Annotated in this window: 24 protein-coding genes; 9 read left to right on the forward strand and 15 right to left on the reverse strand. The window is 53.6% G+C overall.

The annotated features are described in order from the left end of the window. Nucleotides 1-35 precede the first annotated feature (35 nt). The 5 genes from ABLU87_RS17835 to ABLU87_RS17855 form a co-directional block, all read right to left on the reverse strand. The gene (locus ABLU87_RS17835) at nucleotides 36-989 is read right to left on the reverse strand and encodes a fimbrial protein (protein WP_227633883.1); all 954 of its coding nucleotides are present in this window, start codon (nucleotides 987-989) and stop codon (nucleotides 36-38) included. Continuing rightward, nucleotides 986-3,493, reverse strand: coding sequence for a fimbria/pilus outer membrane usher protein (locus ABLU87_RS17840; protein WP_122117032.1), 2,508 nt, complete (start codon nucleotides 3,491-3,493; stop codon nucleotides 986-988). The genes ABLU87_RS17835 and ABLU87_RS17840 overlap by 4 nt, the downstream gene beginning before the upstream one ends. A 10-nt stretch (nucleotides 3,494-3,503) precedes the next feature. After that, the gene (locus tag ABLU87_RS17845; protein WP_122117031.1) at nucleotides 3,504-4,184 is read right to left on the reverse strand and encodes a molecular chaperone; all 681 of its coding nucleotides are present in this window, start codon (nucleotides 4,182-4,184) and stop codon (nucleotides 3,504-3,506) included. 103 nt (nucleotides 4,185-4,287) lie between these two features. Beyond that, nucleotides 4,288-4,800 (reverse strand): fimbrial protein, encoded by a 513-nt coding sequence (locus tag ABLU87_RS17850; RefSeq protein WP_009654430.1) that lies wholly within the window; start codon nucleotides 4,798-4,800, stop codon nucleotides 4,288-4,290. Nucleotides 4,801-5,167: 367 nt separating this feature from the next. Next, nucleotides 5,168-5,758, reverse strand: coding sequence for a tyrosine-type DNA invertase (locus ABLU87_RS17855; RefSeq protein ID WP_009654435.1), 591 nt, complete (start codon nucleotides 5,756-5,758; stop codon nucleotides 5,168-5,170). Nucleotides 5,759-5,970: 212 nt separating this feature from the next. Here ABLU87_RS17855 and ABLU87_RS17860 point away from each other — a divergent pair, with 212 nt between their 5' ends. The 4 genes from ABLU87_RS17860 to ABLU87_RS17875 all read left to right on the forward strand — a co-directional run bounded on the left by ABLU87_RS17860 (nucleotide 5,971) and on the right by ABLU87_RS17875 (nucleotide 10,744). Continuing rightward, nucleotides 5,971-6,903: a TIGR03756 family integrating conjugative element protein gene (locus ABLU87_RS17860; protein WP_227633884.1), complete on the forward strand. Its 933-nt coding sequence runs from the start codon at nucleotides 5,971-5,973 to the stop codon at nucleotides 6,901-6,903. Nucleotides 6,904-6,914: 11 nt separating this feature from the next. Further along, nucleotides 6,915-8,276, forward strand: coding sequence for an integrating conjugative element protein (locus tag ABLU87_RS17865; RefSeq protein WP_122117030.1), 1,362 nt, complete (start codon nucleotides 6,915-6,917; stop codon nucleotides 8,274-8,276). Then, on the forward strand, nucleotides 8,273-9,775 hold the full coding sequence (locus ABLU87_RS17870) for a conjugal transfer protein TraG N-terminal domain-containing protein (RefSeq protein WP_122117029.1): 1,503 nt from the start codon (nucleotides 8,273-8,275) through the stop codon (nucleotides 9,773-9,775). Before ABLU87_RS17865 ends, ABLU87_RS17870 begins: the two co-directional genes overlap by 4 nt. 96 nt (nucleotides 9,776-9,871) lie before the next feature. Beyond that, a complete protein-coding gene (locus tag ABLU87_RS17875) occupies nucleotides 9,872-10,744 on the forward strand; it encodes a phosphorothioated DNA-binding restriction endonuclease (protein WP_061382774.1) in 873 nt (290 codons plus the stop codon). Nucleotides 10,745-10,782: 38 nt separating this feature from the next. On the opposite strand, the gene glgS is transcribed toward ABLU87_RS17875, so the two are convergent. Continuing rightward, nucleotides 10,783-10,983 (reverse strand): cell surface composition regulator GlgS, encoded by a 201-nt coding sequence (glgS, locus tag ABLU87_RS17880; protein WP_020845974.1) that lies wholly within the window; start codon nucleotides 10,981-10,983, stop codon nucleotides 10,783-10,785. 333 nt (nucleotides 10,984-11,316) lie between these two features. Here glgS and ABLU87_RS17885 point away from each other — a divergent pair, with 333 nt between their 5' ends. The 3 genes from ABLU87_RS17885 to ABLU87_RS17895 all read left to right on the forward strand — a co-directional run bounded on the left by ABLU87_RS17885 (nucleotide 11,317) and on the right by ABLU87_RS17895 (nucleotide 13,013). Continuing rightward, nucleotides 11,317-11,607: a hypothetical protein gene (locus tag ABLU87_RS17885; RefSeq protein ID WP_025713656.1), complete on the forward strand. Its 291-nt coding sequence runs from the start codon at nucleotides 11,317-11,319 to the stop codon at nucleotides 11,605-11,607. 64 nt (nucleotides 11,608-11,671) lie between these two features. After that, nucleotides 11,672-12,577 carry a zincin-like metallopeptidase domain-containing protein gene (locus tag ABLU87_RS17890; protein ID WP_122117028.1) on the forward strand — a complete coding sequence of 302 codons (906 nt, stop codon included), beginning with the start codon at nucleotides 11,672-11,674 and terminating at the stop codon, nucleotides 12,575-12,577. Nucleotides 12,578-12,641: 64 nt separating this feature from the next. Beyond that, nucleotides 12,642-13,013 (forward strand): hypothetical protein, encoded by a 372-nt coding sequence (locus ABLU87_RS17895; protein WP_032942214.1) that lies wholly within the window; start codon nucleotides 12,642-12,644, stop codon nucleotides 13,011-13,013. Between the two features lie 80 nt (nucleotides 13,014-13,093). Here the strand turns inward: ABLU87_RS17895 and ABLU87_RS17900 are convergent, their stop codons facing one another. After that, the gene (locus tag ABLU87_RS17900) at nucleotides 13,094-13,546 is read right to left on the reverse strand and encodes a hypothetical protein (protein ID WP_049106853.1); all 453 of its coding nucleotides are present in this window, start codon (nucleotides 13,544-13,546) and stop codon (nucleotides 13,094-13,096) included. A gap of 190 nt (nucleotides 13,547-13,736) precedes the next feature. Here ABLU87_RS17900 and mobH point away from each other — a divergent pair, with 190 nt between their 5' ends. Further along, nucleotides 13,737-15,332, forward strand: coding sequence for a MobH family relaxase (gene mobH / locus ABLU87_RS17905; protein WP_122117027.1), 1,596 nt, complete (start codon nucleotides 13,737-13,739; stop codon nucleotides 15,330-15,332). Nucleotides 15,333-15,503: 171 nt separating this feature from the next. Next, a complete protein-coding gene (locus tag ABLU87_RS17910; protein ID WP_049152369.1) occupies nucleotides 15,504-15,968 on the forward strand; it encodes a GNAT family N-acetyltransferase in 465 nt (154 codons plus the stop codon). A gap of 5 nt (nucleotides 15,969-15,973) precedes the next feature. On the opposite strand, the gene ABLU87_RS17915 is transcribed toward ABLU87_RS17910, so the two are convergent. The 8 genes from ABLU87_RS17915 to ABLU87_RS17950 form a co-directional block, all read right to left on the reverse strand. Then, the gene (locus ABLU87_RS17915) at nucleotides 15,974-16,240 is read right to left on the reverse strand and encodes a hypothetical protein (protein ID WP_042927201.1); all 267 of its coding nucleotides are present in this window, start codon (nucleotides 16,238-16,240) and stop codon (nucleotides 15,974-15,976) included. A gap of 217 nt (nucleotides 16,241-16,457) precedes the next feature. Further along, complete coding sequence (locus ABLU87_RS17920) at nucleotides 16,458-16,709, reverse strand: helix-turn-helix domain-containing protein (protein ID WP_049078821.1); 252 nt, start codon at nucleotides 16,707-16,709, stop codon at nucleotides 16,458-16,460. Between the two features lie 409 nt (nucleotides 16,710-17,118). Then, nucleotides 17,119-17,607: a helix-turn-helix transcriptional regulator gene (locus ABLU87_RS17925; protein ID WP_060876391.1), complete on the reverse strand. Its 489-nt coding sequence runs from the start codon at nucleotides 17,605-17,607 to the stop codon at nucleotides 17,119-17,121. 307 nt (nucleotides 17,608-17,914) lie between these two features. After that, nucleotides 17,915-18,727, reverse strand: a complete 813-nt coding sequence (locus ABLU87_RS17930) for a nucleotidyl transferase AbiEii/AbiGii toxin family protein (RefSeq protein ID WP_122117026.1) — start codon at nucleotides 18,725-18,727, stop codon at nucleotides 17,915-17,917. After that, nucleotides 18,681-19,679, reverse strand: coding sequence for a type IV toxin-antitoxin system AbiEi family antitoxin (locus ABLU87_RS17935; protein WP_122117045.1), 999 nt, complete (start codon nucleotides 19,677-19,679; stop codon nucleotides 18,681-18,683). Before ABLU87_RS17935 ends, ABLU87_RS17930 begins: the two co-directional genes overlap by 47 nt. 237 nt (nucleotides 19,680-19,916) lie before the next feature. Beyond that, nucleotides 19,917-21,593: an integrase arm-type DNA-binding domain-containing protein gene (locus tag ABLU87_RS17940; RefSeq protein WP_122117025.1), complete on the reverse strand. Its 1,677-nt coding sequence runs from the start codon at nucleotides 21,591-21,593 to the stop codon at nucleotides 19,917-19,919. 354 nt (nucleotides 21,594-21,947) lie between these two features. After that, on the reverse strand, nucleotides 21,948-22,745 hold the full coding sequence (locus ABLU87_RS17945) for a helix-turn-helix transcriptional regulator (protein WP_267985989.1): 798 nt from the start codon (nucleotides 22,743-22,745) through the stop codon (nucleotides 21,948-21,950). A gap of 142 nt (nucleotides 22,746-22,887) precedes the next feature. Further along, on the reverse strand, nucleotides 22,888-23,733 hold the full coding sequence (locus ABLU87_RS17950) for a DUF4942 domain-containing protein (protein WP_267985988.1): 846 nt from the start codon (nucleotides 23,731-23,733) through the stop codon (nucleotides 22,888-22,890). Between the last annotated feature and the right edge of the window lie 66 nt (nucleotides 23,734-23,799).

A 23,799-nucleotide genomic window follows, 5' to 3' on the forward strand; every position in this document is an offset into this window, starting at 1 on the left:
GGGTTAGTCTAAAACCTTTAAAATTGTTCAGATAGCTATTTATACGTCAACGTAAACGTTGCCGTGGCGTTCGCCTTCCCGGCCGTGATGCTCTGCGTAGTCTGATAATAGCGCGCCTGAAGCTGAACATATTCGTTACCACCTGAAGGCGAGGTGTAGTAATACCGCTCCTGACCGAACTGTACCGGGCTGTCTTCATAGCGATACCAGAGCTGAACACCAACACCGCTGGCATTAACGGGATCGCTGTCGAGTTTAATGACGCCGGGTACGCCTGCGTCGCTATCTGCCGTGGCGTCAATACGCACATTAATTCGCGCGCCCTGAACACAACTCAGATTGATATTGAATGTCTGCCAGGCCGTTCCGGTACCCGGACCGCTGAACTCACTTTTGTCATGATCCCCCAGCGGGACATTAACCAGGTTAGTGGTAACGGAGCAGGATTCAGAGGTAATGGTATTTGTGCCATTCAGGGTGACATTGGCAAAATAAAACTGGTTTGCCACCGAGGCCCGCGCCAGCATACCGGTATCCAGGGTTCCGCCCGTAATATCGCCCGTTTTGATTAATTCAGCTTTAATACCATCAGCATTAATAATGACGCTGCCCGTTCCCATACTTTGGTCATAGGGAAGCAACTTTCCAGATGCAGTGTTTGTTAGCCGGAGCCCCACTCCTGCAATATTGGTGTTATAGACTTTGTTCCCCTGGGAACTCAACGAGCTCCATTTGCTCAGTTCCCAGCGATAAGTCCAGGATTCAGAACATCCGGCAATCGCCTGCCCACCGTTATAAGTCCCGGTTGTCGCCGTAGCAAGCACGCTGCCTATCGGCGCATCGCGTTGAACAGACACATTGCCAAATGTGACATAGCCGCTAATTTCTGAGGTTGCACCGCCCGTAAAGGCGCATGACGCCCAGACCATCACTGGCAGAGAAAACATGATGACACTCGTAAGGGCCACAATGTAGCGAATAAGTTTCATTCCCGACACTCCTGCTCAGTTTCCGTTACCGGCGCGTTTGCGGCATTCTCCGGCAACCGGTAATGCACCACGCATTGCTGCTTTCCGTTCCAGTTCACCGTGATATCACCTTCATCCGGGACGCCCGTCAGATACACCTGGCCGTCATCGCCAACGATGCCGCTGCCGCCTTCCTTCATTTTCGCCTGAGCGCCGAACGGCACCGGCAGCCCACGGTACAGCAGCGTCATCAGTACGCGCCGTCCGACGCGGGTGTTGAAGTCCGCCATTACCACTGCGCCCTGCGTTGGCGTCACCGTCTGCACGGCGGTGTCAATATCGACGCCATCGCTGAGCGTACTGGTGTCCAGTGCGATGCGGTTTTTCCGGTAGGCGTTGACGTACGGCACCACCGCATAGCCGCGCCAGTCGGTATAGACCCCGGTGTTGTTCTGCACCTTCGCGTCATCCGCGCCGGGCGCTTTCACGATGGCAAGTGAGTCACCGAGCGGCTGGGAAAGCGTGATGCCATGCGGATGGACGACAATCCCCCCTTTCAGGCCATAGTTCACCTGCTGCGTGTCGTCGTCATAGTTGTAGCCGCCGGTGATTTCCCCCTGCCCGCCTTTGTAGTCGGCGTTGATATTGCCGGAGCCGCCCACACCGTGGTTGGTGTAGCTCTGCTGGAGGCTGTAGCTGAGGTTGTTATCGGCAAGCGCCGTTCCATTGAGGCCCACCTGCTGGCGGGTGTCGCCGTGCTTCGCGGTGTTGACGCTGTAGCTGGCCCACGCGTTCGGCATAAAGCGGCTGAGCGGCACCTGGATGCTGAACGCCAGCTGCTGGTCGGCAGGCTGGATGCTGTCCGGGTAATCACTGTAACTGTAGGAAACGCTGTAGCTGATACCGTTGATGTTGCCGTTCCAGCCGGTGCTGAGGGTGCGCTCGTAACCATCCTCATGCCAGTAATCCTGTTGGTAGCCGGAAACAAAGAACGAACCGTAGCTGCCGATACTCTGGGTGAGATCGAGCTGGAGTTTCTGGCGTTTGTTGTACGTCAGCCGCCAGCCATCATCGCTGTCCGAGCGTAAGTCGTTTGCTTCCTGGAAGGTGTAGAAACCCTCCGTGGAATAGCGGTACGCCGCCAGGGTGAAGCTGGTATCGGTGGCCTGAAAATCTTTTGAGTACTGCACCCGGTACGACTGACCGTCGTGAGTTTCATCGTTGTTCAGCGTGGTGCGCGCAGCGGTGATATCCGCGGAAACCGAACCCAGCTCGCCGAGACCAAACCCCAGCCCTGCCGCCCCGGACTGATAGTCCTCCGAGTACAACGTGCCGCCATAAATCGTGATGGCATGCGGCAGGCCGTAAATCGCTGTTATCTGGCCGAATTCCGGCTCATCGCTGTCGCTGTTGCCGCTGCGGTATTTACCGGCGGTGAGGGCATACTTCAGGCGGCCTTCACGCTGCATAATCGGCACCGCCGAGAACGGCTGGATGAAGGTTCGCTCGCTGCCATCGGCCTCTTTAATCGTGACCTCCAGATCGCCGCTGCCGGATGTCGGGTAGAGATCGCTGATGGCGAAGGCCCCCGGCGCGACGTAGCTCTGATAGATGGTGTAACCATTCTGCTTAATGGTGACCTGGGCATTCGACTGGGCAATACCGCGGATGATCGGCGCAAACCCGCGCAGGCTGTCCGGCAGCATATTGTCATCCGACGCCAGTTGCGCGCCGCGAAACTGCACGCTGTCGAAGATATCGGAAGGCGTATAGCTGTCGCCGAGCGTGAGCTGCCCCTGCAGGCGCTGGATATCCCTCTGAAGATACGTGTTCACCGAATCCCAGTGGCTGCCGTTATCCTCGTCGTAATTCCAGGTGGAATAGTTGCGCAGCCGCCACGCGCCGAGGTTCAGCCCGCTCTGCAGGTTGGCGTAGTAGTTATCATCAGAGCCGTTTTCACCGTCGCGCCAGGTGTTGCTGCCGCTGAGGTTATAGTTCAGCAGCGCGGCAGATACGCCTTCATCCCATTCGGACGGATCCACCCAGCCGCGCGCGGTGGCGCTCATCGCCGCCTGCGGGATACTGAGGTTTAGTTGCAGTTTACTGAAACGCAGTTCGCTGGAAGCTATCGGGATATAGCGGCCAATATCCTCCAGCGGTTTGTCCGCTGGCAGTGCGGCAAGCGCAGGAAAGGCGGCGGTGTTCACGCCCCAGGCTTTCAGCATTGCGGGAGTTAACTGCGCGGTGAGTTTTTTATCTGCCCCGGCAACAAAGGCAATATCCTGCGCCTCGCCCTGCTGCTCGCCGTTGACGTACACCGTCACCCGGTAAGTACCCGGTAGCTGGCCATCGGCTTCGGAAAAGGCGGATAAGTCAACGACCGCCTGGCCCGGGCTGTCCAGCTCCAGCGCGTGGGTATTGAAGGTCTCGCGGGCTTCCGCATGACGCAGGTAACCCAACAGGAGCACCATAATCAGCAGCAGCGCCAGCAGGAAGATCATCAGTCGGGAATTGGGGTTATTCATATTCCCTCCCTCAGAGTTTGCGGCTTTCGGTCTGGCTAACGCCGCCGTAATCACTGATCGCCTGCCAGGTCACCGTGGACGCCGTGGCCGATGGCAGCGTGAAGCTGACGCTGCCCTTCGGCGGCACCATATCGGCCTCTTTGATCTCCTGCCCGTCCGCCTTTAAGGTGAATAACGTGACGTAGTAAGGCGTGGGGTTGCTGATAGTAAGACGATTGCCGCTGCGGGCGATGGACAGGTGGTGGTAAGCGGTCTCCGGCTGCCCTTCCAGCCCCGCCGGGCGGTAAAAGAGTTTCAGGCGGGATTTCACCACCACCTGCAGAACGTTGTTATGCGGCACGCTGTCGTCGGTGGCGGGAATGGATTTCACGTTCAGCCAGAACACCGATTCCCGATCTTCAGGCAGGCTCCCTCCAGTGCGCACAATGCGCAGGATGTTCTCTTCCCCTGGGTTAATGCGAAACAACGGCGGCGTGACGATAAACGGCGTTTTATTTCCCTTCATCCCGCTGTCTACCCAGCTCTGCACGAGCCAGACGCCGGATCTGTCGGGGTTCCGTATAGAAGCGGAGGTCTCTTTTTTGTCGCCGTTATAAATGACCCGTGTCCCGCCAATGACAATCCCGGCCTGTGCCTGCACGGTAAATACGGCCAGCAATAGCGCCAGCAAAATGTCTGCATACCTGTTCATCTTGTTATCTCCGGACGAAAAATACGCATCCCTGCGAAACGCTCCCTGTTATGCGGTGGCGCATGGTCAGGAGGAGGAGAATGCGCCCCGCGACGGCACAGCGTTATTTGTAAATGATGGTGAACTCAGAGGTACCGTTTGCTGTACCGGTGGTGACCGCCGGGCCTGTGGAGACATAGCGGGCGACAAAGTCGAGCGCGTTTGCGCCTTCTGCGAGGGTGTAGTCGGATGAAGCGGAGTGCAGTGGGATGGCCGTGCCGTTTTTATCTGCGATCTGGATCCCAACCCCGGTGGCGATGCCCGTGCCACTGTCCAGTGCCAGCAGGCTCTGGTCGTTGTTATCGGATGTCCCGTCAAATTTCACATTTGCACCGGTGACCGTTTCCGGGCACTCGCTCACGTTGATGGTAAATTGCGTTGGCGCCGCTCTCATCCCCTTCGCCCCGTTAAGGGCGGTTTGGGCAACATTGCCGAGGTTCACCGGTAGATTCTGGGAGCCAGTGTCGATCTTGCAGGTCTGGTCGGTAATGCTACCGGTGAAATGGATGGTGCCGTCGGCGGCCATGGCATTAGCCGCCGCCAGCATAAAACACGCGCTTAACATCGTTTTTTTCATGTGTTTCTCCTTGATGAAAGAACATTCGGGACTCGGCCCCGCATCACTCTGGCGGTGAAAAAATCTGCATTAGACTTTCCCGTTAGTGCCAGAGTGGTGAGTTCAGGAGAAAATGATGTGGAAGAAGAGAATGAAAAATAAAATGCCATCGGGAGAGGAGCAGAGCTTGCGGAATGGCATAAAACAGTAAGGCGGTGAGCAAATGAGAACTGGCAACGTGGACGACTCACGCACGTTGCCAGCAGGGTACCAAAGGTGTGTTAAGCTGCATTAGATCGGAATTATTATTTAAAACAGAGAGATAATCCGTTATCAAAAGGGGTCTCAGAAAAATTTTGACACTTTGCTAAATTTTTCTGATACTACTTTACATTCTGGCACTAATTGTGTGGTTTTCTTTCATATTCCCCCAGACATTCATAAACCTCTGCGTATTTGTCGCCGTATAAATCACCGTATGCCGGATGTTCCGGTGCCCCAGGTAATCCTGTATCAGACGCGTATCACGCCCCAGGTCCGCCAGCGCGAAACCGCATCCGTGCCTCAGCATATGGGGATATGCGGAAATGCTGACGCCGCCCAGCTCACCGTAACGTTTGAGCAACAATCGAACCTGGTGACGCGACAGCGGGCCTCCTTTCTGCGACAGAAAAAGCCAGTCGCTGTCTGCCTCCCGCCAGCGGCGACGTACCTTTAGCCAGCGCATCAACGCGGGCAATTCGGCATCGAACAGCGGATGCTGCGTCGAGAGACTGTTTTTAAGCCGTCGGACATAGACCGAACGCCCCACCAAATCGATATCCGACAGGCGCATTCCGCACAATTCACTGACCCGCAGACCATGTAAAAAACACATCTGAATCAGGCAGTAATCCCGCTCAAAATGGATCCCTCTGTCCGCTGCAAGCAGTATCTGGCCCACTTCATGGCGGGTCAGATGTTTTCGTTTTACTGGCATAAGTCTTGCTCCTTAAACACAATAAAAATGAAGAAAAAAACAGGCCGGAACCACTTTCGTAGCCCGGCCTTAACCACAGAATAACACCAGAAAGCCCGGCAAAGGTTGATGCCAGACTCAACAATTTTCACGGGCTGGTTCCAGTTTTCAGCAGTGATCTTATGGGCATTGCGCTACACCCGGCAGAAGAAAACTCTGTTGCCGGAGGCGTTATGCAAGACCGCTTTCCTCTTCTGTTGCCCCTGATGCTGTGCGCCGCTTTCCCGCTCAGAGCCATTACCACGCCGGAAATTGCCGCTTCCGCCCTGTCGCCGGACTGCGTGAACTATCGGGTTGTCGGCCTGTGTTACTGGCTCTATTGCACGCCGCTCGGCTGTACGGTACGCACGTCGGTGAAGGTCAGTCATTTCCGCCCGGATCTGGTGGTGTCGGCTTACAGCAACACCGGGCAAAGTCCGTGGACGGAGATGTCGTTACTCAGCCCGGCGTTACCCGGCATTGCCGAAAGCGGTGGCGACACTAATCCGCGAGCGGCCAGCCAGCACAGCAAGATCCGCTTTAAGAATGCCGACGCCATCGGCTTCCCGGCGGGTGATGAACTGGCAAAATTTTTCACCCAGTTTGGCTATATCTGCTCACCTTCATCGCAGCCTTTTCAACCGTACTTTCTGAGTCAACTCGATACGCTGGCGTGGCGCAGCGGTGTAGCGGAAATGACCTGGCCAGAGGCGCTGACGCCGGGCATGCGGGAAGTCGGTCAGAACGGCGATATGTGGGGCAATATCTACCCTCGCGCCGGAGCCATCAGCCAGACGCACGACTATAAAGCCGCCGCCGTTATCGCCCAGCGCGCGGCCGATCTGGTGACCCGTACCGGGCAACCGCATATCTACACGCCGCTGACCGCCTCATCCCGCGCCGGATACTGGCCGCCCTCCCCGGTTATCGAAGGCGACAGCGATAACCATCGCTGGCAGATGCTCACGCCGAAAAAATCCGCTTCCTGTTCTGTGTTCCCGGATGGCAGCGCCACCGACACTTACGCCGACAAGCTGGCAGAGAACGGCGCGTACGCCTGGACGCTGTGGCGGCCTTACAAATGCTGTCCGCGCCGGGGGCAAACCTTCCTAGGCAGTACCGGTTAACGGAGGCAATGATGAGAGTCCTTTGCCTGGTCTTAGTGTTTTTCGCCTGGGTTTGCTTGGCGGCAGACGACTACAGCTTCCGCACGCGAGGCGCGGTCGACGACCTGCTTTACTACCAGATTGGCGGCGGCGAGGCGGTCATGCCGCCGCCCGTGCGCCGCAGCCCTTCGCCGCTTAGCGTGGGCATTGGCTGGAACGCCGATATGATGTGCGGCAATTTTGACATCGACACCACGGTGCGCAACCAGCTCAACGGCATCACCGATGGCTTCCAGCAACTGATGGGCAACGTTATCCAGAGTGCCACCGGGGCGGTCGCCAGCCTGCCCGCGATGATTATCCAGCGCGCCAATCCGCAGCTTTATGATCTGCTGACCAACGGCGTGCTGCAGGGGCGGCTGGATTTTGATAAGTCGTTGCTGAACTGCCAGAAAATAGCGGAGAAGATGACCGATTTGGCGGCAGACTCCGCCTGGTTTTCCGGAGCCAAAGCGGAGAATTACCAGTCCCTCGCCGCAAGCGATAATGACGCCATCCGCACCGACCAGAAAGCGGCAAAAGAGGCCGCCGAAAAGGGTAAGCGCTGGGTGGGCGGCGAAAAGCGCGGCGGCAAAGGCCAGCCGCCGATTAAAGTAGTCCATGACGCCACCGCCGCAGGCTGGAACATTCTCAACCAGCAGCCCGCCACCAGCACCACATCTCTTACCACCTCCGAATACGACGGGGAACTTTGTAGCACCTGGACATCCCCTGAAGAGGCCGCCGGATGGATGACCCGCGTGGTCGGCGAGCAGACTATCAGCGTGGCGCAGGTCACCGACGATCCGAAGGCACGCTCCGGCGCACAGGCGGGGATCGGCCTGCATCCGCTGATCGACGAAGAAAAGGCGAAGATCCTGCCCCTTCTGGCGGATCTGGTTAATGGCAGCCAGAAACCCGGCTTCGACAACCTGGCGAAAGCCTCCGGCGGATCCATGCAGCTTACCCGCGGCGTGGTCGAGGCGCTACGCGACGATCCGGATGTTGCCGTCCTCACCGAACGTCTGGCGGGAGAACTGGCACTGGCCCGCGTCACCGAGCAGGCGCTGCTGGCCCGGCGCACGCTGCTCGCGGGCATGCGCGAACCGAATATCGCCAACGTCAAAGAGGCACAGGAGAGCCTGGGCAAAACCACCGCCCAACTGGATGAAGAGCTGAGCCAGTTAAAGCTGGAACTCGATTTCCGCCAGGCGCTGACGCGCAATACCACAAGCCTTATCCTGCAACGCAAACAGCAGCGCGACCAGCTTCAGGGCCAGGCGGTGGAGGTGCCGGACGACAGCGACCGCCGTCTGCACAACCTCAATAACCCGCAGCCGGACAGCCCGCGATGACCGCCAACAGCTATTTCGAGTACGTGCTCACCCTGCTCGGCTGGCTGGTGAACAACGGCGTGTGGCAGACGCTGACCGCCACCGGGTTGTTCGCCCTGCCCCTGCTGGCAAAACTGGTTGCCCTGTGGCTGAAAGCGCGCGGCCAGGGGGCCGATGAAGGCAACGTCGCCCGCCTGCTGGTCGTCTGGGTGGAGCACTCCCTCTACAGCGCCCTGCTGGTGATCCTCTTCGCGGGCATACCGTTTCTCAATGTTGATATCAATACCCTCACCTACGACAGCCAGCGCACAAAACAGTGCGGCTGGTCGGTGGTACAGCCCGGCGATTCCGGCTATGCACCTTTGATTAATGAACTCAGCGGTCAGAGCGCTTCCGTGCCGGTATGGTGGTACTTCACGCATGCGCTGGGTAAAGGCATTACCAGCGCCGCCGTCGCCGTATTGCCCTGCAAGCCGGACCTGCGCCAGCTGCGCTTTGAGGTGCAGCACACCCGGATCGCCGATCCAGCGCTGGCACAGGAATTACAGGATTTCGTTAACGACTGCTATGGGCCGTCGCGCGCACGCCTCAAGCGGCTGGGCAGCGATATTAGCGAGGAACAGAGCCGAGAGGTGGACTGGGTGGGATCGTCTTTTTACCTCACTACACCGGGTTATTACGACCACGATCATTCCCGTTCGCCCCGCGCCGCCTGGCCTTATGACGCCAGCCGCGACGACGGTCTGAGCGATACGGGCGGTGGCGGCTATCCAGCGTGTAAGGAGTGGTGGTCCGATGGCGATGCGGGGCTGAAAAATCGGCTACTGAAGCAGGTCGATACCACGCTCTGGCAACAACTACAGAGGCTGGGGCAGTCGAAAGAGGAGTATGAAGAAGCGGTACTGCGCTCGCTGGTGAGCCCGCGCAATATGCAGGTGTCACAGGGCGGGCTGGTGTACAACGGGTTTGGCGGGAGTGCGGGAGATAATCTCAGCCAGACGCAGTTGCTGAGTCGTGTGGGCGGGATCATCGGCGCGGGGCTTTCCAGCTACGCTCTTTTTCCGGCGTTTGATAACGTCCGCCAGGCGCTGCCGATGGTGCAGGCGTTCCTCGAAATGGCGCTGGTGATTTGTATTCCGATAATTCTGTTGTTCTCGGCATGGGATCTTAAAACGGTCATCACGCTGAGCTTTGTGCAGTTCGCCCTGTTCTTTCTCACCTTCTGGTGGGAACTGGCGCGCTGGCTGGATAACTGGCTGATGCAGATGATGTACGACAGCGACACCCACTCGTACTTCAACCTCTGGGGCCTGCAAAACACCTCCGACGATCTGATTGTGAATATCCTTATGGGCGTGATGTTCCTGGTGTTACCCGCATTCTGGCTGGGCGCACTGACGTGGGCAGGCGTCAGGATCGGCGCAGCAGTCGCCGGGGTGATGGGCAGCGCGGTCGGCGATATCCGCAGCGCTGGCGAACAGGTCGGGAAAATGATCGTCAGTAAAACACGCATTCCCTGAAGATTTCGTACTGACGGTGTGATGAACGGGGCTTGAGTCACCGGCATTTTGCGAGCATGATCGCAATAACATCAGCCTGTTACCCGGTTCATTCTTATGATCTCTCCAGAAACGCTGCAATCCGCCATCTCTAACGTCTCTGTCTGGCGTCAGGGTGACGTATGCGCGCCGCATAAACCGCTGCTGCTGTTGTACGTACTGTCGCAGTACAAAGCAGGCCATCCACGCCTGTTTAACTACGGCCTGGAGATCCACGAACCGCTTACTCGCCTGCTGAAAGAGTTTGGCCCCAAGCGACGCACCGACTATCCCAATATGCCGTTCTGGCGGCTGCGAACAGACGGCTTCTGGGAGATCGCTCACGCAGAAGGTTGCAAACCGCGCAAGGGCAATACTCAGCCGACAAAGAAAGAACTGATTGATAACCAGGTGGCGGGCGGCTTCGATGAGGCGGCTTACCAACAATTGCTGGCCCACCCTGAGATGATCGACCAGTTGGCCCAGAAGATCCTCACCGATCGCTTCCCGGAAAGTATTCAGCGGATCCTGGCCAACCAACTGGGATTCGATTTTATCGATCGCTCCAGGAACCGCGATCCGCGTTTCAGGGATATCGTTCTTCGCGCTTACCACTCACGGTGCGCGTTCTGCGGTTACGATCTCAGGCTGGATGGCGCGCTGGTTGGTATTGAAGCGGCGCATATTCACTGGAAAGCGTATGGTGGCCCTTGCGTGGTGAACAATGGACTGGCGCTCTGTACGTTGCACCATGACGCGTTTGATATGGGGGCATTCGGGCTGGATGAGAGTATGACCATCCGCATCTCCGGCGGCGTCAGTCGTAGTCCGGTGGTCGACCATCTGTTCTGGCACCGGGACGGCCAGCAGTTATTCCTTCCTTATGACAAAACGCAGTGGCCTGCTGAACAGTATGTCGGCTGGCACCGTAAACAGATTTTCAAAGCCTGAAAATACGCAACGGGCCGTTAAGCCCGTTGTTCGTTACATCACCGCAGTTCTATCACTCTCGCCCGCTCAGCCTGCTTTCGGTAGTGGTCGTATCGCTCCCGGAACCATGCTTGCTGTTCATCACTCATATTGCCGGTCACGGCATCGATATCCACTGGCTGGCCCAGGGCGTGCATACGGGCAAAACTGCGCGCCAGAAAATCAAAATTCTTTAATGCGTTTATATCTTGTTGGTTCATTAGCATATCCCTCCAGTCATTGTGTTTACTGTTCAAGGTCATATGCTTTTCTGATTTCAGTATCCGCCTGAAAAAGATCATTTTTTGAGCGATGCGTGCGCATCAATCTGCCTGCGTTCACATTTCAGGAACGATAAAACTCTTCAGTCCCGGTAATGATTTTCCCCTCCCTTTTATCACCCGCGCAGAAAACACTACCGCCAGCCATGCAGTAAGTTCGCCATGTATCCGGAAGGCGCGAACGGCGCAGATGCGCAGGATACCCGTACCATTCCATCCCGCAGGGAAACGCCCTGCGAAGGGTGTTCCCTGCTCATTTACAGGAGAAACACCATGTCGCTTTTCGATAAAAAACCGTCGTTAATGCCGGTGGTTATCGCCCCTGATGTCTGGCAATCCGCTGTGGAATTTCCCGCCGACCCGCAGCAGGTGGAAGAACGGCTGGGCAATCTGTTGCTCGCCGTACTGCTGACCCTGCGCACCGCCGGGGCATCCCGCAAGAAAGTCACCTTTACGATCTACTGCCAGCCGCCGCAGGGCGATATGAAAGTCCCTGTCGCATTACCGCTGTCGCTCAACTATCACGGCCACTATGTGCAGGTCTCGATGGCTGAACAGGCATAACCTCTCCCCGCCGGAGTCGCCTCCGGACGGAGGTAGCTCCGGCTTCTTCCATGAGGATCGCACAATGGACAGAAGCAACGATATCTACCAGAAAGTCACCGACCAGATTATTGCTGAGCTGGAAAACGGCAATGTGCCGTGGATCCGCCCGTGGCGCGATGGCGAGCCGCCGTTCCCGATCAATGCGTTATCCGGTCGTCCGTATCACGGCATCAACGTGCCGCTGTTGTGGAACAGCGCCGACAAGCAAAGTTTTGCCAGCGACCGCTGGCTGACGTTCCATCAGGTCAGCGCGCTCGGCGGGCAAGTGCGCCGGGGCGAGAAATCCTCTCTGGCGGTGTTGTATCTGCCGCGCACGCAGGAAGAGACCGACGCTCTCGGTCAGCCATTGCTTGATGAAAACGGCGAGCCGCAGATACGGCATTTCGGGATCATCCGCGAGTTCCGGTTGTTTAACCTGTCGCAGTGCGACGGCCTGCCGCAGTCGCTGTCTGAGCCGTTTACCCGGCCCGCAGAGCCTGTGGAGATGGCCGAAACCATTGCGAAGAATAGCGGCGTGACGCTGCGCCATCGCCGCCAGTCGAAAGCGTATTACAAACCCGCGACCGACCTGGTGATGATGCCGCACCCGCAGCAGTTTGAAAGCAGCGAGGCGTACTACGCCACGCTGTTGCATGAACTGACACACGCTACCGGACACGCTTCACGCCTCAACCGCCCCGGTATTGCCGGAGCGGAACACACCGAAGCGCTCTACGCTGCTGAAGAATTAGTGGCGGAGATGGGGAGCGCCTTCCTGTGCGCCCATTGCGGCATTCAGGGCAGGCTCCAGCACGCCAGCTATATCGGCTACTGGCTGGATATCCTGCGCCAGGACAAGCGGGCAGTGATCCGCGCCAGCGGTATGGCGCGCCACGCCAGTGAATGGCTACTCAACGCTGTACCACAACCCTGTCAGCTTAGCGCCTGACAGCCCACCCGCACGGGGAGCCTTCCCCGTCGGGGAATTGCTCCCCTTTTTTCTGGAGTGATATATGGGACTCGATCTCTTCTTTTTCGAACGGGCAAAAAACGCGCCCGATGAAAGCCAGTACGCCAGAGTGGGGTATTTCCGCAAGGTGAACCCGTTACTCAAATGGGTGGATAAACACGTTGGGCTGGTGCGTAACCAGGTGCTGTTAGAAGTCACAAAAGCACACTTGCAGGCGCTTCTGAGCGACCTGCAGAGCCTGACGCCGGATAACTGCGGCGCGGTTTATCCCACGATTGACGGCTTTTTCTATGGATATACCGACTATGGAGAACACTACTGGAAAGATGTCCGCGCCGTCACCCTGTGGGTGAAGGAGACGCTGGAGACGTTTGATTTTGAGCGAGACAGGTTGATGTTTTATGCCTGGTGGTAATTTTAAAGTGGCCGACAAAACGTCGGTCACTTTTTTCATTTCATACTCGGTCGGAGAAAAATAATATGCCCTGACTAAGTCTATTCAGCACCATTAATGAGTTGCCATGCTTCAGCTTCCGCCGCCTGAATTACATTGGCCGGATAGTGCGATAGCATCTCCTCCGGCATCTTGCCTGCCAATAAATCATTTGAGGTAGCAAACCACTCGGCTATGCCCCATGGTGTTTTCACCTTTGTCAGAATATCCAGAATCGATTTCATCACCGGTAATGGCCGCAAGTTTTCATCTAACGCATAACCAGGAAATGCCTCCCCTACACCATTTTTATGTACCGAGAAAATACAGCCCTCGCGTTTCCACTTAGCGAACTGTTCAGGAGTAAAATCCGTCAGCAGGGATATTTCATCTGCTGTCAGCCAGCCCTGTGCAACCAATTGCCCTCTGGCCTGCGCCAGTGCTTCCTCATCAATCAAAGTGCACAAATTACCTGCTATTTTTCCATCCAACGCTGTGTGGTTCACTCGCACCATAACATTGGCCTCACCAATCGCATTATTTCAGCCACCAGTACCATATTGAACAAAATTTGTCCGTTGAGATAAGCACAACATTTAACTGTTCCTGGCTGACAAAAAAACCTGTTACACACAAAAGGCCCAAAGGGAGAAACTGCAAAGGAAGGGCAACAAGGGCAAAGGGGCCTGCCCAGAAAGGGGAATTATGCTGAAGTGGCTACAAAGATCATCCCAAAGCCAGCCACCTGCGCCAGACGCTACGCTGCCGGAGGGTTGGTTTGCGCCACAATCCGCAGAGCGATTGCTGGCGACACCGTTACGCCAGTCCTGTTTGCAGCAGTTACGGCAACTGACCCCACTGCCGGATACCCTGTTTGATAGCTGGATCCTCACGGCGATTAATCGCTTCGCCGCGTTGGTACAACTGCTGCCCGCCTCACAAAGTCATCACCATTCCACTCCCGGCGGACTACTGGACCATTCGCTGGAGGTTGCCTGCAACGCCGTCCGACTGCGCCAGGGTTATCTGCTGCCACCGGAAGCAGGAGCAGAAGAACAGGCCCGGCAGGCCAGCGCATGGACAGTCGCAGTGGTCTGCGCGGCATTGCTGCACGATACGGGAAAAATCGCCGTGGATATGGAGATTTACCAACTCGCTGGCGAACGCTGGCATCCGTGGCAAGGTAATCTGGCGCAGGCTTATCGCTGGCAGTACCAAAGCCACGGTCGCGACTATCATCTGCATCCGGCGGCTGGCGCAATGCTGCTTAATCAGTTGCTATCCTCGCCATTACTGGACTGGCTGGCCAGATACCCGGCGGCTTTTGCGTCCCTGATTTATCAGATCACCGGACACTACGAACGGGCTGGCGCACTGGCTGAACTGGTGCAGCAGGCCGATAAAGCCTCTGTCGCTCGATACCTCGGTGGCAATATCAAAACCGCGCTGGCGCAAAAACCCTCGTCCTTCCCCCAGCAGCTTCTTACAGCCTTACGGTCGCTGGTACAGAACGAGTACCGGCTCAATAATCCCGAATGCGGATCCGATGGCTGGCTGACGGAGGATGCGCTGTGGCTTATCAGCAAAACCACCGCCGACCGGGTCCGCGCCTGGCTGCTCCAGCATGGCGTAGCCAGCGTACCGGAAAACAATAACCGCCTGTTTGACGAACTGCTGACGCATCAACTTATTGTTGCCAACGAAGATAAAGCGATTTGGCGCTGCATTATCCGATCGGATAAAGGCTGGTCGCCCGTTGAACCGCTGACGCTACTGCGCCTGACGCCGTCTGTAATCTGGGGGCAGGATGATCAACGTCCGGCCTGTTTCGATGGTGATGTGACGCCGATAATTGAAGCCGAACCCGCCCCTGAACTTAGCGCACCGACTCAACCGTTACCGGAGATAGCAGACGACCCGAGGCTTGGTGACAATAACAATTTCCTGCAGTGGCTGAAGAACCACACTAGTCCTTCAACCACGGTGAATACCCGGAACGGCAAGGTACATGTGGTGGAAAACCATCTTTTCTTGATTTCGCCGGGGATCTTTAAGATATACGCATCAGAAACCACTGGAGACACCGGCGACGGCTGGAAGCTGGCACAGCGAATGTTTCAGGAGTCAGGGCTGGCCCTGCGCTGTAATGATGACAGTTTTATCTGGACCTGCGAGGTTTGCGCACCACAAAAGAAAAATAGTCAGTTGAAAGGGTTTCTGATGGAGGATCCTGGGCGGGTGCTTGGAGAGATAATACCGGTGAATAACCCGTGGCTGAAGCTGGTTCCCGCAATAGAATAACCATGATGCCCTCATAGGGTCTTCGCTGCCCCTTGCAAAACTGTATGCACAACGGCCAAAAGCGCAATAACACCAGAGCGAGCGTAATAATTATTTCGTATTATTTAATTTACGAGGATTAAATTAGGTTAGCAGTACGAATAAACACTAAAAGCACCATTAACTAATCCAATGATATTAATAGAAAAATCTGACCCCGACACGCCAGAGTCTTTGTATCTTATCGAAATGCTATCCGCGACGCTGGCTGAGATAACTGGCGATAGCGGAAAGACCAACTTTAACATCGATACCATGAAATCTGATCGAGCGCTGTGGGTAGTGGCAAAAGATGAAAATGGCGAGGCAATCGGTTGTGGGGCGATCCGGCCAATATCTGAAAATATTGCTGAATTGAAAAGAATGTTTTCCGTCAATAAAGCATCCGGAACAGGCACAGCATTGCTCCGGTATCTTGAAGGTGAAGCAAAGTCGCTTGGATATAACGAAATCAGGCTAGAAACCCGTAAAGTTAATACCCACGCAGTTGCTTTTTATGTAAAGCATAACTATCAGCGCATCGCTAACTATGGCCCGTATGTGGGTAAAGATGAGGCAGTTTGCTTCGCAAAGCACTTATATCTCAAGGAGATTTGAAAGCATCAGTGCAGCGGCAGCGTAACGTAGCGGCAGAGAAACCGCGCCTCATTCTGGTTGTCCAGTCGAACCTGAAAGATATCGTGTGTATCCTGCGCGGATGCATCCTCACGCCACGCCAGCAGACCCCGTTGGTTCATGCGGATAATAATCTGATCGGGCGTTTCGCCCTGATTCAATGCTTCGACTACCTGTTGCAGGGGAAGCGGTAGCGTCTGAGCAGGCCACATCACTTCAACGCTCACGAGCTGGCGGTGTGTCCGGGGTAACATCGGTAGTTTCCTCCATGGCTAGAGTTTAGCGGTTAATTAGCCATGAAATAGGGGCATTTTTTACTGTTTCAACTACTACCGAGATGGCTACGGAATACACGCTGACTGATGCAAAAATAGCTTCTCTTATGTGCTCTGGAAATCCAGATGGTACGCCAGTGAAAATGGTGGTTCCGTCCCGATAGTGCCATGGCCATTTTGTTCATCTTTCCATAGATCACCACTCCTGGTCCCAGCCATCAGAAGAATTGTTTTTACCCCTCCGGCTTACGACCTGAAGCTTAGGGTCCAGAGCGGCAAGCAGCTTAAAGAGCGTATCCAGGCGAGTCCCCTCAGGATGGTTCTCAAACTCTGAAACCGTTGACTGTTTCATGCCCATACTTGCTGCAGTTTCACGCTGGGTCAGGTTACGTTGCTTGCGTGCATCCTTGATTGCCTGAGCCAGCATTTTGGGTGAGGTTACGTTCATTTTATCCCCCAGGATAGATATTTTGAATATATCCCCTACAGGGGATAAAAATTCATATTCTCAGCGGAGAAAAGATTAATAACTAAATGAATTAAAATTACTTTTCATGGAATTAAGGGGGTGCGATATTCCTCGATCCAGTAAATATGAACATTGCCAGATGACAGAATGCGCCATTTTACAGGCATTTTCCGTAACAGATATAAGACTGATTGAGCGGTTGGATTAAGCATGACGATATGTTTAAAAAAAACAGTTTTATCGACATAACACCCAAACATGTTTACAGCATCGACATATCAACGCCATATGTACATTTTTTGGCATTTTTTAAACATATCATCAGCAGGCTTTATTTTTAGCTATCGAAATCTACAGTCCCTCGTTTCAATACAAAAATTCCAGCGTGTCAGCTACCTTTTCTGGGTTTCTTTATTGGTTTTAGCAGTGCAGCAAGAGATGCCGATGTCACGACTCCCGTTTTTACTTCAGAATCGATTGATTTTTCTTGTGATATCGAGAATTGCTTGTCGAAGACATCGTTTTTTATCACGTTTCCGGTATACCTGTTTGTGTGAGATATGGCAGCAGGACGAGAAACACGCGTTTTATTTATTAGCCGGGAATCCTGAAGCTGGCGTCCCTGTTCATCCTCAGCGGCAAGTTTATTCAGATCCTTTTCAAGACCCAAAATCTGCATAACTGACAAATAAGCGCCGATTGTCACGCCCGTCCCGCCTGATTCAAGAGAACGCAAGGTTATTGGCGACATCCCGGCTCGCTCAGCAACCCGCTTTGCTGTGAGCTTACGTCGCAGTCGCGCCAGCTTAAGCCGTTCGCCAAACTCAGCAAGCAACTGATTAGTACCGGGAAGTAAGGGAGCCGTTTTTTTAGCCATAGTGATAATATTTTATCTTTTCAATACCTATATAGCCATAATATTAGCGCATCATGCCGAAAGTGCGGTGCGCCATGGAAGGTGGAACATCAAGTTTACCTGCGTTCTCCACTATCTTTGATGGGAACCAGCAGGCCTTTGACCTTCAGTTTGATGATGTCGCGACTGACTCTGGACTGGCATTATTGATAACATAAGCGCATCTTAATCGGGCAGTTGGCGTTACGCCCTGCCATTGTTCACAATAATACCGTTCATGATTCATGATCAAAACTCTGTTGTGAACATTTCATCTAAAACTACATCCTCAACCATCACTTGCCATACCATCCCAGAGATCACTGATGATCTGCTCAATCCCGGCGATATCACCCACGCCATGTTGTCGTACTATCGCATCTATCAGGCGTTCTTTATCAAGATGCCGTAAATCCTGCAAGGATGAATGCTCACTAATTGTCGCGATATCGCTTCCCAACAGAAAAGCACCCATACGTATGGGATCCCAGTCCAGGCGTTCCCCTTCTACGGGCGACTCATAGATGCGTTCATCCTCAATAGCACCATATTCACGGATAATCTTAAAGAGATCGGTCGCGTCTTTGGTGCTTCCATGCCCACGGTCGCGCCAGGCAAAAAGTTTTAACAGCGCCAGTCCTGGTAAGGAACAAAACGGAAGATTTTCACCATTATCTAGTCGTACGGTTACAGTATGAGAAGATACCTCGGCAAATCCGTCCACAGCCATGATGATCTCGCGCTCTGGCGGCCAGGCAATTTGATTCCCTTCAGCAACACCACCAAAAGGAATAATATCCAGTTCGATCCCTTCGACAATCATACGATGGGCGTTATCACGGGCAGCCTCTGCGCCTTCAGCAAAGAAAGCATTTTTAAGCGCATCAAATCTCGGCCAGCTATCCACAAAAACGGCAATATCAATATCACGGGTTCGGCGACCAATACTTCTGCCGTGTACATGATGGAGCAGAATTTCACGAGCCGTTGCACCTGCAATAAAAAACGGGATCCCCTGCGCGATGCAAATACGGTTGATCTGGCTCAGTAACTTTTCAGTAGCTGAAGAGATCGGATTCATTAAGGTGAAGATATTTGTCATTGATTATCCTTGCCGTTTCCCAGTTTCTGTCATCGCCGCTTGCCAGCAATTCAGCCACGCACAGCATCGCCTCGGCTCTGCGGTTCAGGACAAAGCTCCCCCAAAAACCGGCGATCAGCTGTAGTTTCCCCCCCGGAACAGGTTTTAGTCCCAGTTCCTTTCGCCTTTGTAACAACGGATGGGATGTAAAAATCACGCCATTTTCTGGTATCAGGTATCCTCCGCTCAGCTCTGCCGCCGCAATCTCACCGCTCCAGTATTCCCCGGACGCAAGCGTCAACTCATCCCATGAAACAGGCGCGGATAAAGAAAGCGAATCCAGCTTAGGGCGCAAAGCGGTAGCATAATCTTTCAGCCACAAAACCTCTAACTCGCCTTCATTGATTAAGCGACGCCCCTTCTGCGATTTGCGGAAATAGCGTTGCGCTTCGAGATAATCAAAAGCCTTACTGACCATTCCCAGAGAAATACCCGCCTTCCCGGCCAAACTGCGATAAGTCTCGTTCAGGGTCTCTGGGCTAGACAGCAAAACAAAAAGAAGCTTCATCACCCCTTCAGCAAAACGACTGCTGGTGGAAACGGGTTTCTTTTCATAGCGGCCTTCGATCCGCACATACAACCCCGGAACCTGGATACGGGCATTCCCTGCCGTATCGATAAAGTTGATCTGGCTGTCGGCGCAATATTCCGCCAGTGCAGACGTCAGGCGGTTACACACCAGCAGAACAGGAAAATCCGCAGGAAAGCGAACCATTTGTTCGCGAACAGCCATCAGTGACTCTTTACGGTGGATAAATTTTACTTCCAGAGCAAATGTCACTGACTCACCATCCGGCCCTGTTAGCTTACCCAAGGCATCGTGCTTACCATGTCTACCGCTATGTTCATACTGCAAATGGAATCCTTTTGGCAGATTCTCTATCACATCAGACAAAAGCTGTTCTTCTTTCATTTGTTCACACCTCATAATGGTTCATGAATCATGAACAAAACAATGTTATGAACAAATAAAGAAAGAAGCAACGTAATGATCAAAAAAAGACCGCCAGAAATGCGATGCCTTATTCAACCTTCCAAACGTCATTTTCCATTAAAGAAAGAAGGATAAAGAGCGATTTGACGCATTCTTTCAGGGTTGAGTAACTATCCCTCGCATAGAAAAATGTTTCCACGATATTCCAGCATTCCCCTACTCCCCCGATTCCACCTCATCCTGCGCCGCCATCAGAACCAACTCTGACTTCGAAGTCAGCAAATCTTTCGGCCTTCCACCTCGCAGCCTGCGGTTTGCCGAACCGAACCAGATAGCCAGTCCCCAGGGCGTTTTGCGTTCTTTGAACAGCGAGAGAATCAGCCTGACAACCTTGAGGGGCCGCATTTTCTCATCCAGAACATAATCCGGGTATAAATCCTCACCATCGACCTTCAGCGAGAATATCTTCCCGGCGGCTTTCCAGCCTTTCGGGCCTGCCTCAGGATCGGCAGAACGGAAACCCGCTTTTGCCGATAACTCAGACGCCGTCAGCCATTCCGAGTCGGCCAGTATCCGGGCTTTCAGCTCCTCCATTTGTCGGTCATTGCGCTCCTGGAAGCTCATATGGTCGAGTGCGCCTCCCGGCGATTTTTTGAAGCCATACGGCACAACATGCCTGAACCGGTTTGCATCCAGATAATCCGCCCACCACTGCATCATCTCCCGGCGCTCTTCCAGGTGCTGCGCCTTGTGGATATACGCCGCCCGCACGCGCTTGCGCTCCTGATGGCTCATCTGGCGCTCTACCGCGTCGCTTGACCACAGGCCCGACTCCACCAGCGCGCTACAGGCCATAGTGCGAAAACCGTGACCGCAGACATCTTTCTGGGTGTCGTAGCCCATCACCCGCAGCGCTTTGTTGATGGTGTTTTCGCTCATCGGTTTGCGGTAGTTATGATCGCCGGGGAATACCAGTTCAGTTCCCGGTCGGCAATGCTGCCGCACCTCGTGCAGCAGTTCGATGGCCTGACGTGACAATGGGACCAAGTGTGGGGAGTGCATCTTCGCCCCACGCGCTGAATATTTAACGCCGGGGATCGGCTCACGCTCGGCGGGGATTGTCCACATGGCGTTACGCAGATCAATCTCATCCCAGCGGGCAAAGCGCAGTTCGCTGGAGCGGATAAACAGCAGCAGCGCCAGCTTTACCGCCAGTTGAGTCAGTTGACGGCCGTTGTAATCGTCGATTCTATCCAGGAAATCAGGGATAAGATTCAAATCTAATGCAGGGTGGTGACGTACTTTGGGCGTGGAAACCGCGCCGGTTAAATCTGATGCAGGGTTATGATCGATAATACCGTTCTGGACGGCGTAGCGCATCACGCAGGCAGTGCGCTGCTGAAGCCGGGAAGCAACATCCAGTTTACCCGCTTTCTCCACCTCCTTGATGGGTACCAGCAGGTCTTTAACCTTCATTTTGGTGATGTCGCAACTGCCGTTCGTGGGGAATACGTAAAGCTCGAAATAACGCAGCACCCGCTTCTTATGTTCCGCCGACCAGTTCACGTTGCTGGAGACCCATTCGCGTGCTACGGACTCAAACGTATGTTCCGGCGTTACAGCAAGGCGTTCAGCCTTTCGGTGTGCGCTCGGATCGATGCCGGAAATCAGCAGTAATTGGGCCTCTTCACGCATGCGTCTTGCCTGTGCAAGCGTCAAAAGCGGATAAGGGCCTAAAGCGAGCTTTTTCTCTTTTTTTACAAAGCGGTACTTGATGTACCAGCGTTTTGAACCGTTAGGGTTAACCAGCAGGTAAAGTCCATGCGAGTCACTGAGCTTATACGGCTTGCCACAAGGCTTGGCGTGGACTATAGCGCGATCTGTTAGTGCCATTTGGGGGCCTCACTATTATCGAACTACGTCTAAGCCCCCAATTTGGCCCCCAAATCGCGTGGATGTCAATGGACGAAAAATGACCAACACGTAAAGACCACAAAACAAACATGGTTATTATCGAAAAATAAATTATCTTTTAATTACATACGGATATGGACGAATTTGGACGAAAATGGACACAAAAAAAGCCACCCTTAGGTAGCTAATTATTGCATCACTTGGTGCCCGAAGGCCGCACCGCGATTCCTGACATAACCAATTGAAATAAATGAATTTATAAAAACAAGAGATCATGATGTATACTCACATATATACTCAACGCGATTCCCTGTGAATACAGCTAGCTAAAAACTATTCTTCATCTTCTTCCACAGGCTCCAGCGCGTCAAGTACGACTCGCACCATGGCAATAGAACCAATGCGGACAAAAGCATCTTCTCCATCTTCGTCGGTTAGCATATAACGATCTGTGGTTTCAGGCTCGCTGTCCAGTTTTTCAAAGAACGCATTCAACTGACCGATATCATCCGCCTCTTCGTTTTGCGGCGCATCAGGCTCAACGCTCAGCGGAATCACAGGGCCACCGTTCACCAAGGTGATATGGACATTAAAATAATCGTCTTCATAGTCGTCTTCTTCTTCGCTCATGATGGGAGCAAAGCCATCAGACAGGAACTGATGAAATACCACTTCGCGCATATTTAACGCATAACGATACTCGGAAGAATCAAGAACGAAGAAGCGCTCTGTGTTTGGAGCGTTTTTTTCCTGAAAATAATAATAAAACCTCCGCTTATCCGCAGCTGAAATGGGCAACAACAAATAGTCCTGCTGTCCCTGAAGCCAAAGCTTTACGGTCCAGAGACCGCTATCCATTTCAATACCACTTGTAACTATCGTCTCAAGATCTTCATCAGTTTTACGGCACTTTTTGTGAAAGTCGTTAATCAACTGATCGCTTTCCGGGAATACGATATTTAAAGGCTTATCCAGGGCATTGCATATTGCCTGTGCAAGGCCTAGCTTTGCTGCGACCTTTCCGGTTTCGATACGCTGGATTTGCTGTTGGCTGGTGCCGACCATATACGCCAGCTCGCGCTGAGTGATCGACAGTTGGGTACGAAGCTGTTTGATATTGTTCTGTGTCATGGTATCGCTCTTCTGATGAGATTGATGACAAGCATTAAAACACAAAAAAGCGTAAAAACACATTTATGTGTTTAAGATGAAGGTTCGGTATAAGTGTGGAAGATTTGAAAGACCATTACCCAAAAGCGAAGATCTTTTACACTCACTTAGCAGCCAGCATTCCCGGATAGTGCTTCGCGATGATATCGTTCATCTTCTCTACCAAATCCATACGCTTAAACGTGATATGACCACTGCCCTTTTGGAAAAGGCGAATAGTGAAGAGATCATCTCCGAATTCCTGCTGCCGTGGATTATCGCGAATGAAATCCATCACTCGGATAGTCACATCGTGCCGGTTATCGGGAATGGTTTTACCATCCAGCAGGAACAACATGCGCTCCAGATCGGCTAACTGGTCACGCCGCCAGCCCCAGCTCAGGCTATAGCCCCATTTATCGTACTTCACTAGATTGTTAACGATAATCTTCTTGCCGAAGTAACAGGGGTTATTGGTTTTGTAATCCCAGCTTAATCCCCTGAACACATTGATGATGCCACGCTCGAAGACCTCCTGTTTGTTGAGATAAAGTTGCTCAAAGGTACTCAGGATATTCGCTTCGCTGATTGCCGGGAGATCGCCCTCTTCGAGGTTCTTAGCCCACTGACTACGCGCCTCAGCATCCATCAATGTCAGCATCCCTGACTTCAACATCAGATCGCGCCAGATGCTGCAGTCGATATTGCGGGTGATGACTGGCATCGCTTTATCTACAGGTTGCACCAACCAGCAGTCGAAAGAATGGCCCTGCCGCATCGCCCAATGATTAGCTACGTCGCCACCAATCCCGAAAGTAAGTTGGGAAACGTCATCAAGCTGACGAATTAGCGCCTCAATCCGTGTCAGCGCAGCATTACGGCCAGTGACAATACGTTCAATGCTGGTGGAACAAATCACACCGGTGTGCCCGGTTAATACTTCGGGTTCATTAATATTATTTCCGGACATTATTTCTCTCCTTTATAGTCAGAAAAATACCAGCCGGTCAGGGCTGGTGTTTATGTGCTTGCGGGA

This window comes from Klebsiella sp. CB_Kp196 (assembly GCF_040061575.1).
GTDB classification, from domain to species: Bacteria; Pseudomonadota; Gammaproteobacteria; order Enterobacterales; family Enterobacteriaceae; genus Klebsiella; species Klebsiella michiganensis.

What these genes read in the sequence shown, in the direction of transcription:
- ABLU87_RS17925 (WP_060876391.1), bottom strand. Translation starts at nt 17,607, where the DNA reads ATGGCTAAAAAAACGGCTCCCTTACTTCCCGGTACTAATCAGTTGCTT.
- ABLU87_RS17845 (WP_122117031.1), bottom strand. Translation starts at nt 4,184, where the DNA reads ATGAACAGGTATGCAGACATTTTGCTGGCGCTATTGCTGGCCGTATTT.
- ABLU87_RS17890 (WP_122117028.1), top strand. Translation starts at nt 11,672, where the DNA reads ATGGACAGAAGCAACGATATCTACCAGAAAGTCACCGACCAGATTATT.
- ABLU87_RS17865 (WP_122117030.1), top strand. Translation starts at nt 6,915, where the DNA reads ATGAGAGTCCTTTGCCTGGTCTTAGTGTTTTTCGCCTGGGTTTGCTTG.
- ABLU87_RS17875 (WP_061382774.1), top strand. Translation starts at nt 9,872, where the DNA reads ATGATCTCTCCAGAAACGCTGCAATCCGCCATCTCTAACGTCTCTGTC.
- ABLU87_RS17840 (WP_122117032.1), bottom strand. Translation starts at nt 3,493, where the DNA reads ATGAATAACCCCAATTCCCGACTGATGATCTTCCTGCTGGCGCTGCTG.
- mobH (WP_122117027.1), top strand. Translation starts at nt 13,737, where the DNA reads ATGCTGAAGTGGCTACAAAGATCATCCCAAAGCCAGCCACCTGCGCCA.
- ABLU87_RS17870 (WP_122117029.1), top strand. Translation starts at nt 8,273, where the DNA reads ATGACCGCCAACAGCTATTTCGAGTACGTGCTCACCCTGCTCGGCTGG.
- ABLU87_RS17885 (WP_025713656.1), top strand. Translation starts at nt 11,317, where the DNA reads ATGTCGCTTTTCGATAAAAAACCGTCGTTAATGCCGGTGGTTATCGCC.
- ABLU87_RS17860 (WP_227633884.1), top strand. Translation starts at nt 5,971, where the DNA reads ATGCAAGACCGCTTTCCTCTTCTGTTGCCCCTGATGCTGTGCGCCGCT.
- ABLU87_RS17945 (WP_267985989.1), bottom strand. Translation starts at nt 22,745, where the DNA reads ATGACACAGAACAATATCAAACAGCTTCGTACCCAACTGTCGATCACT.
- ABLU87_RS17930 (WP_122117026.1), bottom strand. Translation starts at nt 18,727, where the DNA reads ATGACAAATATCTTCACCTTAATGAATCCGATCTCTTCAGCTACTGAA.
- ABLU87_RS17920 (WP_049078821.1), bottom strand. Translation starts at nt 16,709, where the DNA reads ATGAACGTAACCTCACCCAAAATGCTGGCTCAGGCAATCAAGGATGCA.
- ABLU87_RS17900 (WP_049106853.1), bottom strand. Translation starts at nt 13,546, where the DNA reads ATGGTGCGAGTGAACCACACAGCGTTGGATGGAAAAATAGCAGGTAAT.
- ABLU87_RS17855 (WP_009654435.1), bottom strand. Translation starts at nt 5,758, where the DNA reads ATGCCAGTAAAACGAAAACATCTGACCCGCCATGAAGTGGGCCAGATA.
- ABLU87_RS17835 (WP_227633883.1), bottom strand. Translation starts at nt 989, where the DNA reads ATGAAACTTATTCGCTACATTGTGGCCCTTACGAGTGTCATCATGTTT.
- ABLU87_RS17895 (WP_032942214.1), top strand. Translation starts at nt 12,642, where the DNA reads ATGGGACTCGATCTCTTCTTTTTCGAACGGGCAAAAAACGCGCCCGAT.
- ABLU87_RS17915 (WP_042927201.1), bottom strand. Translation starts at nt 16,240, where the DNA reads ATGTTACCCCGGACACACCGCCAGCTCGTGAGCGTTGAAGTGATGTGG.
- ABLU87_RS17910 (WP_049152369.1), top strand. Translation starts at nt 15,504, where the DNA reads ATGATATTAATAGAAAAATCTGACCCCGACACGCCAGAGTCTTTGTAT.
- glgS (WP_020845974.1), bottom strand. Translation starts at nt 10,983, where the DNA reads ATGAACCAACAAGATATAAACGCATTAAAGAATTTTGATTTTCTGGCG.
- ABLU87_RS17940 (WP_122117025.1), bottom strand. Translation starts at nt 21,593, where the DNA reads ATGGCACTAACAGATCGCGCTATAGTCCACGCCAAGCCTTGTGGCAAG.
- ABLU87_RS17850 (WP_009654430.1), bottom strand. Translation starts at nt 4,800, where the DNA reads ATGAAAAAAACGATGTTAAGCGCGTGTTTTATGCTGGCGGCGGCTAAT.
- ABLU87_RS17950 (WP_267985988.1), bottom strand. Translation starts at nt 23,733, where the DNA reads ATGTCCGGAAATAATATTAATGAACCCGAAGTATTAACCGGGCACACC.
- ABLU87_RS17935 (WP_122117045.1), bottom strand. Translation starts at nt 19,679, where the DNA reads ATGAAAGAAGAACAGCTTTTGTCTGATGTGATAGAGAATCTGCCAAAA.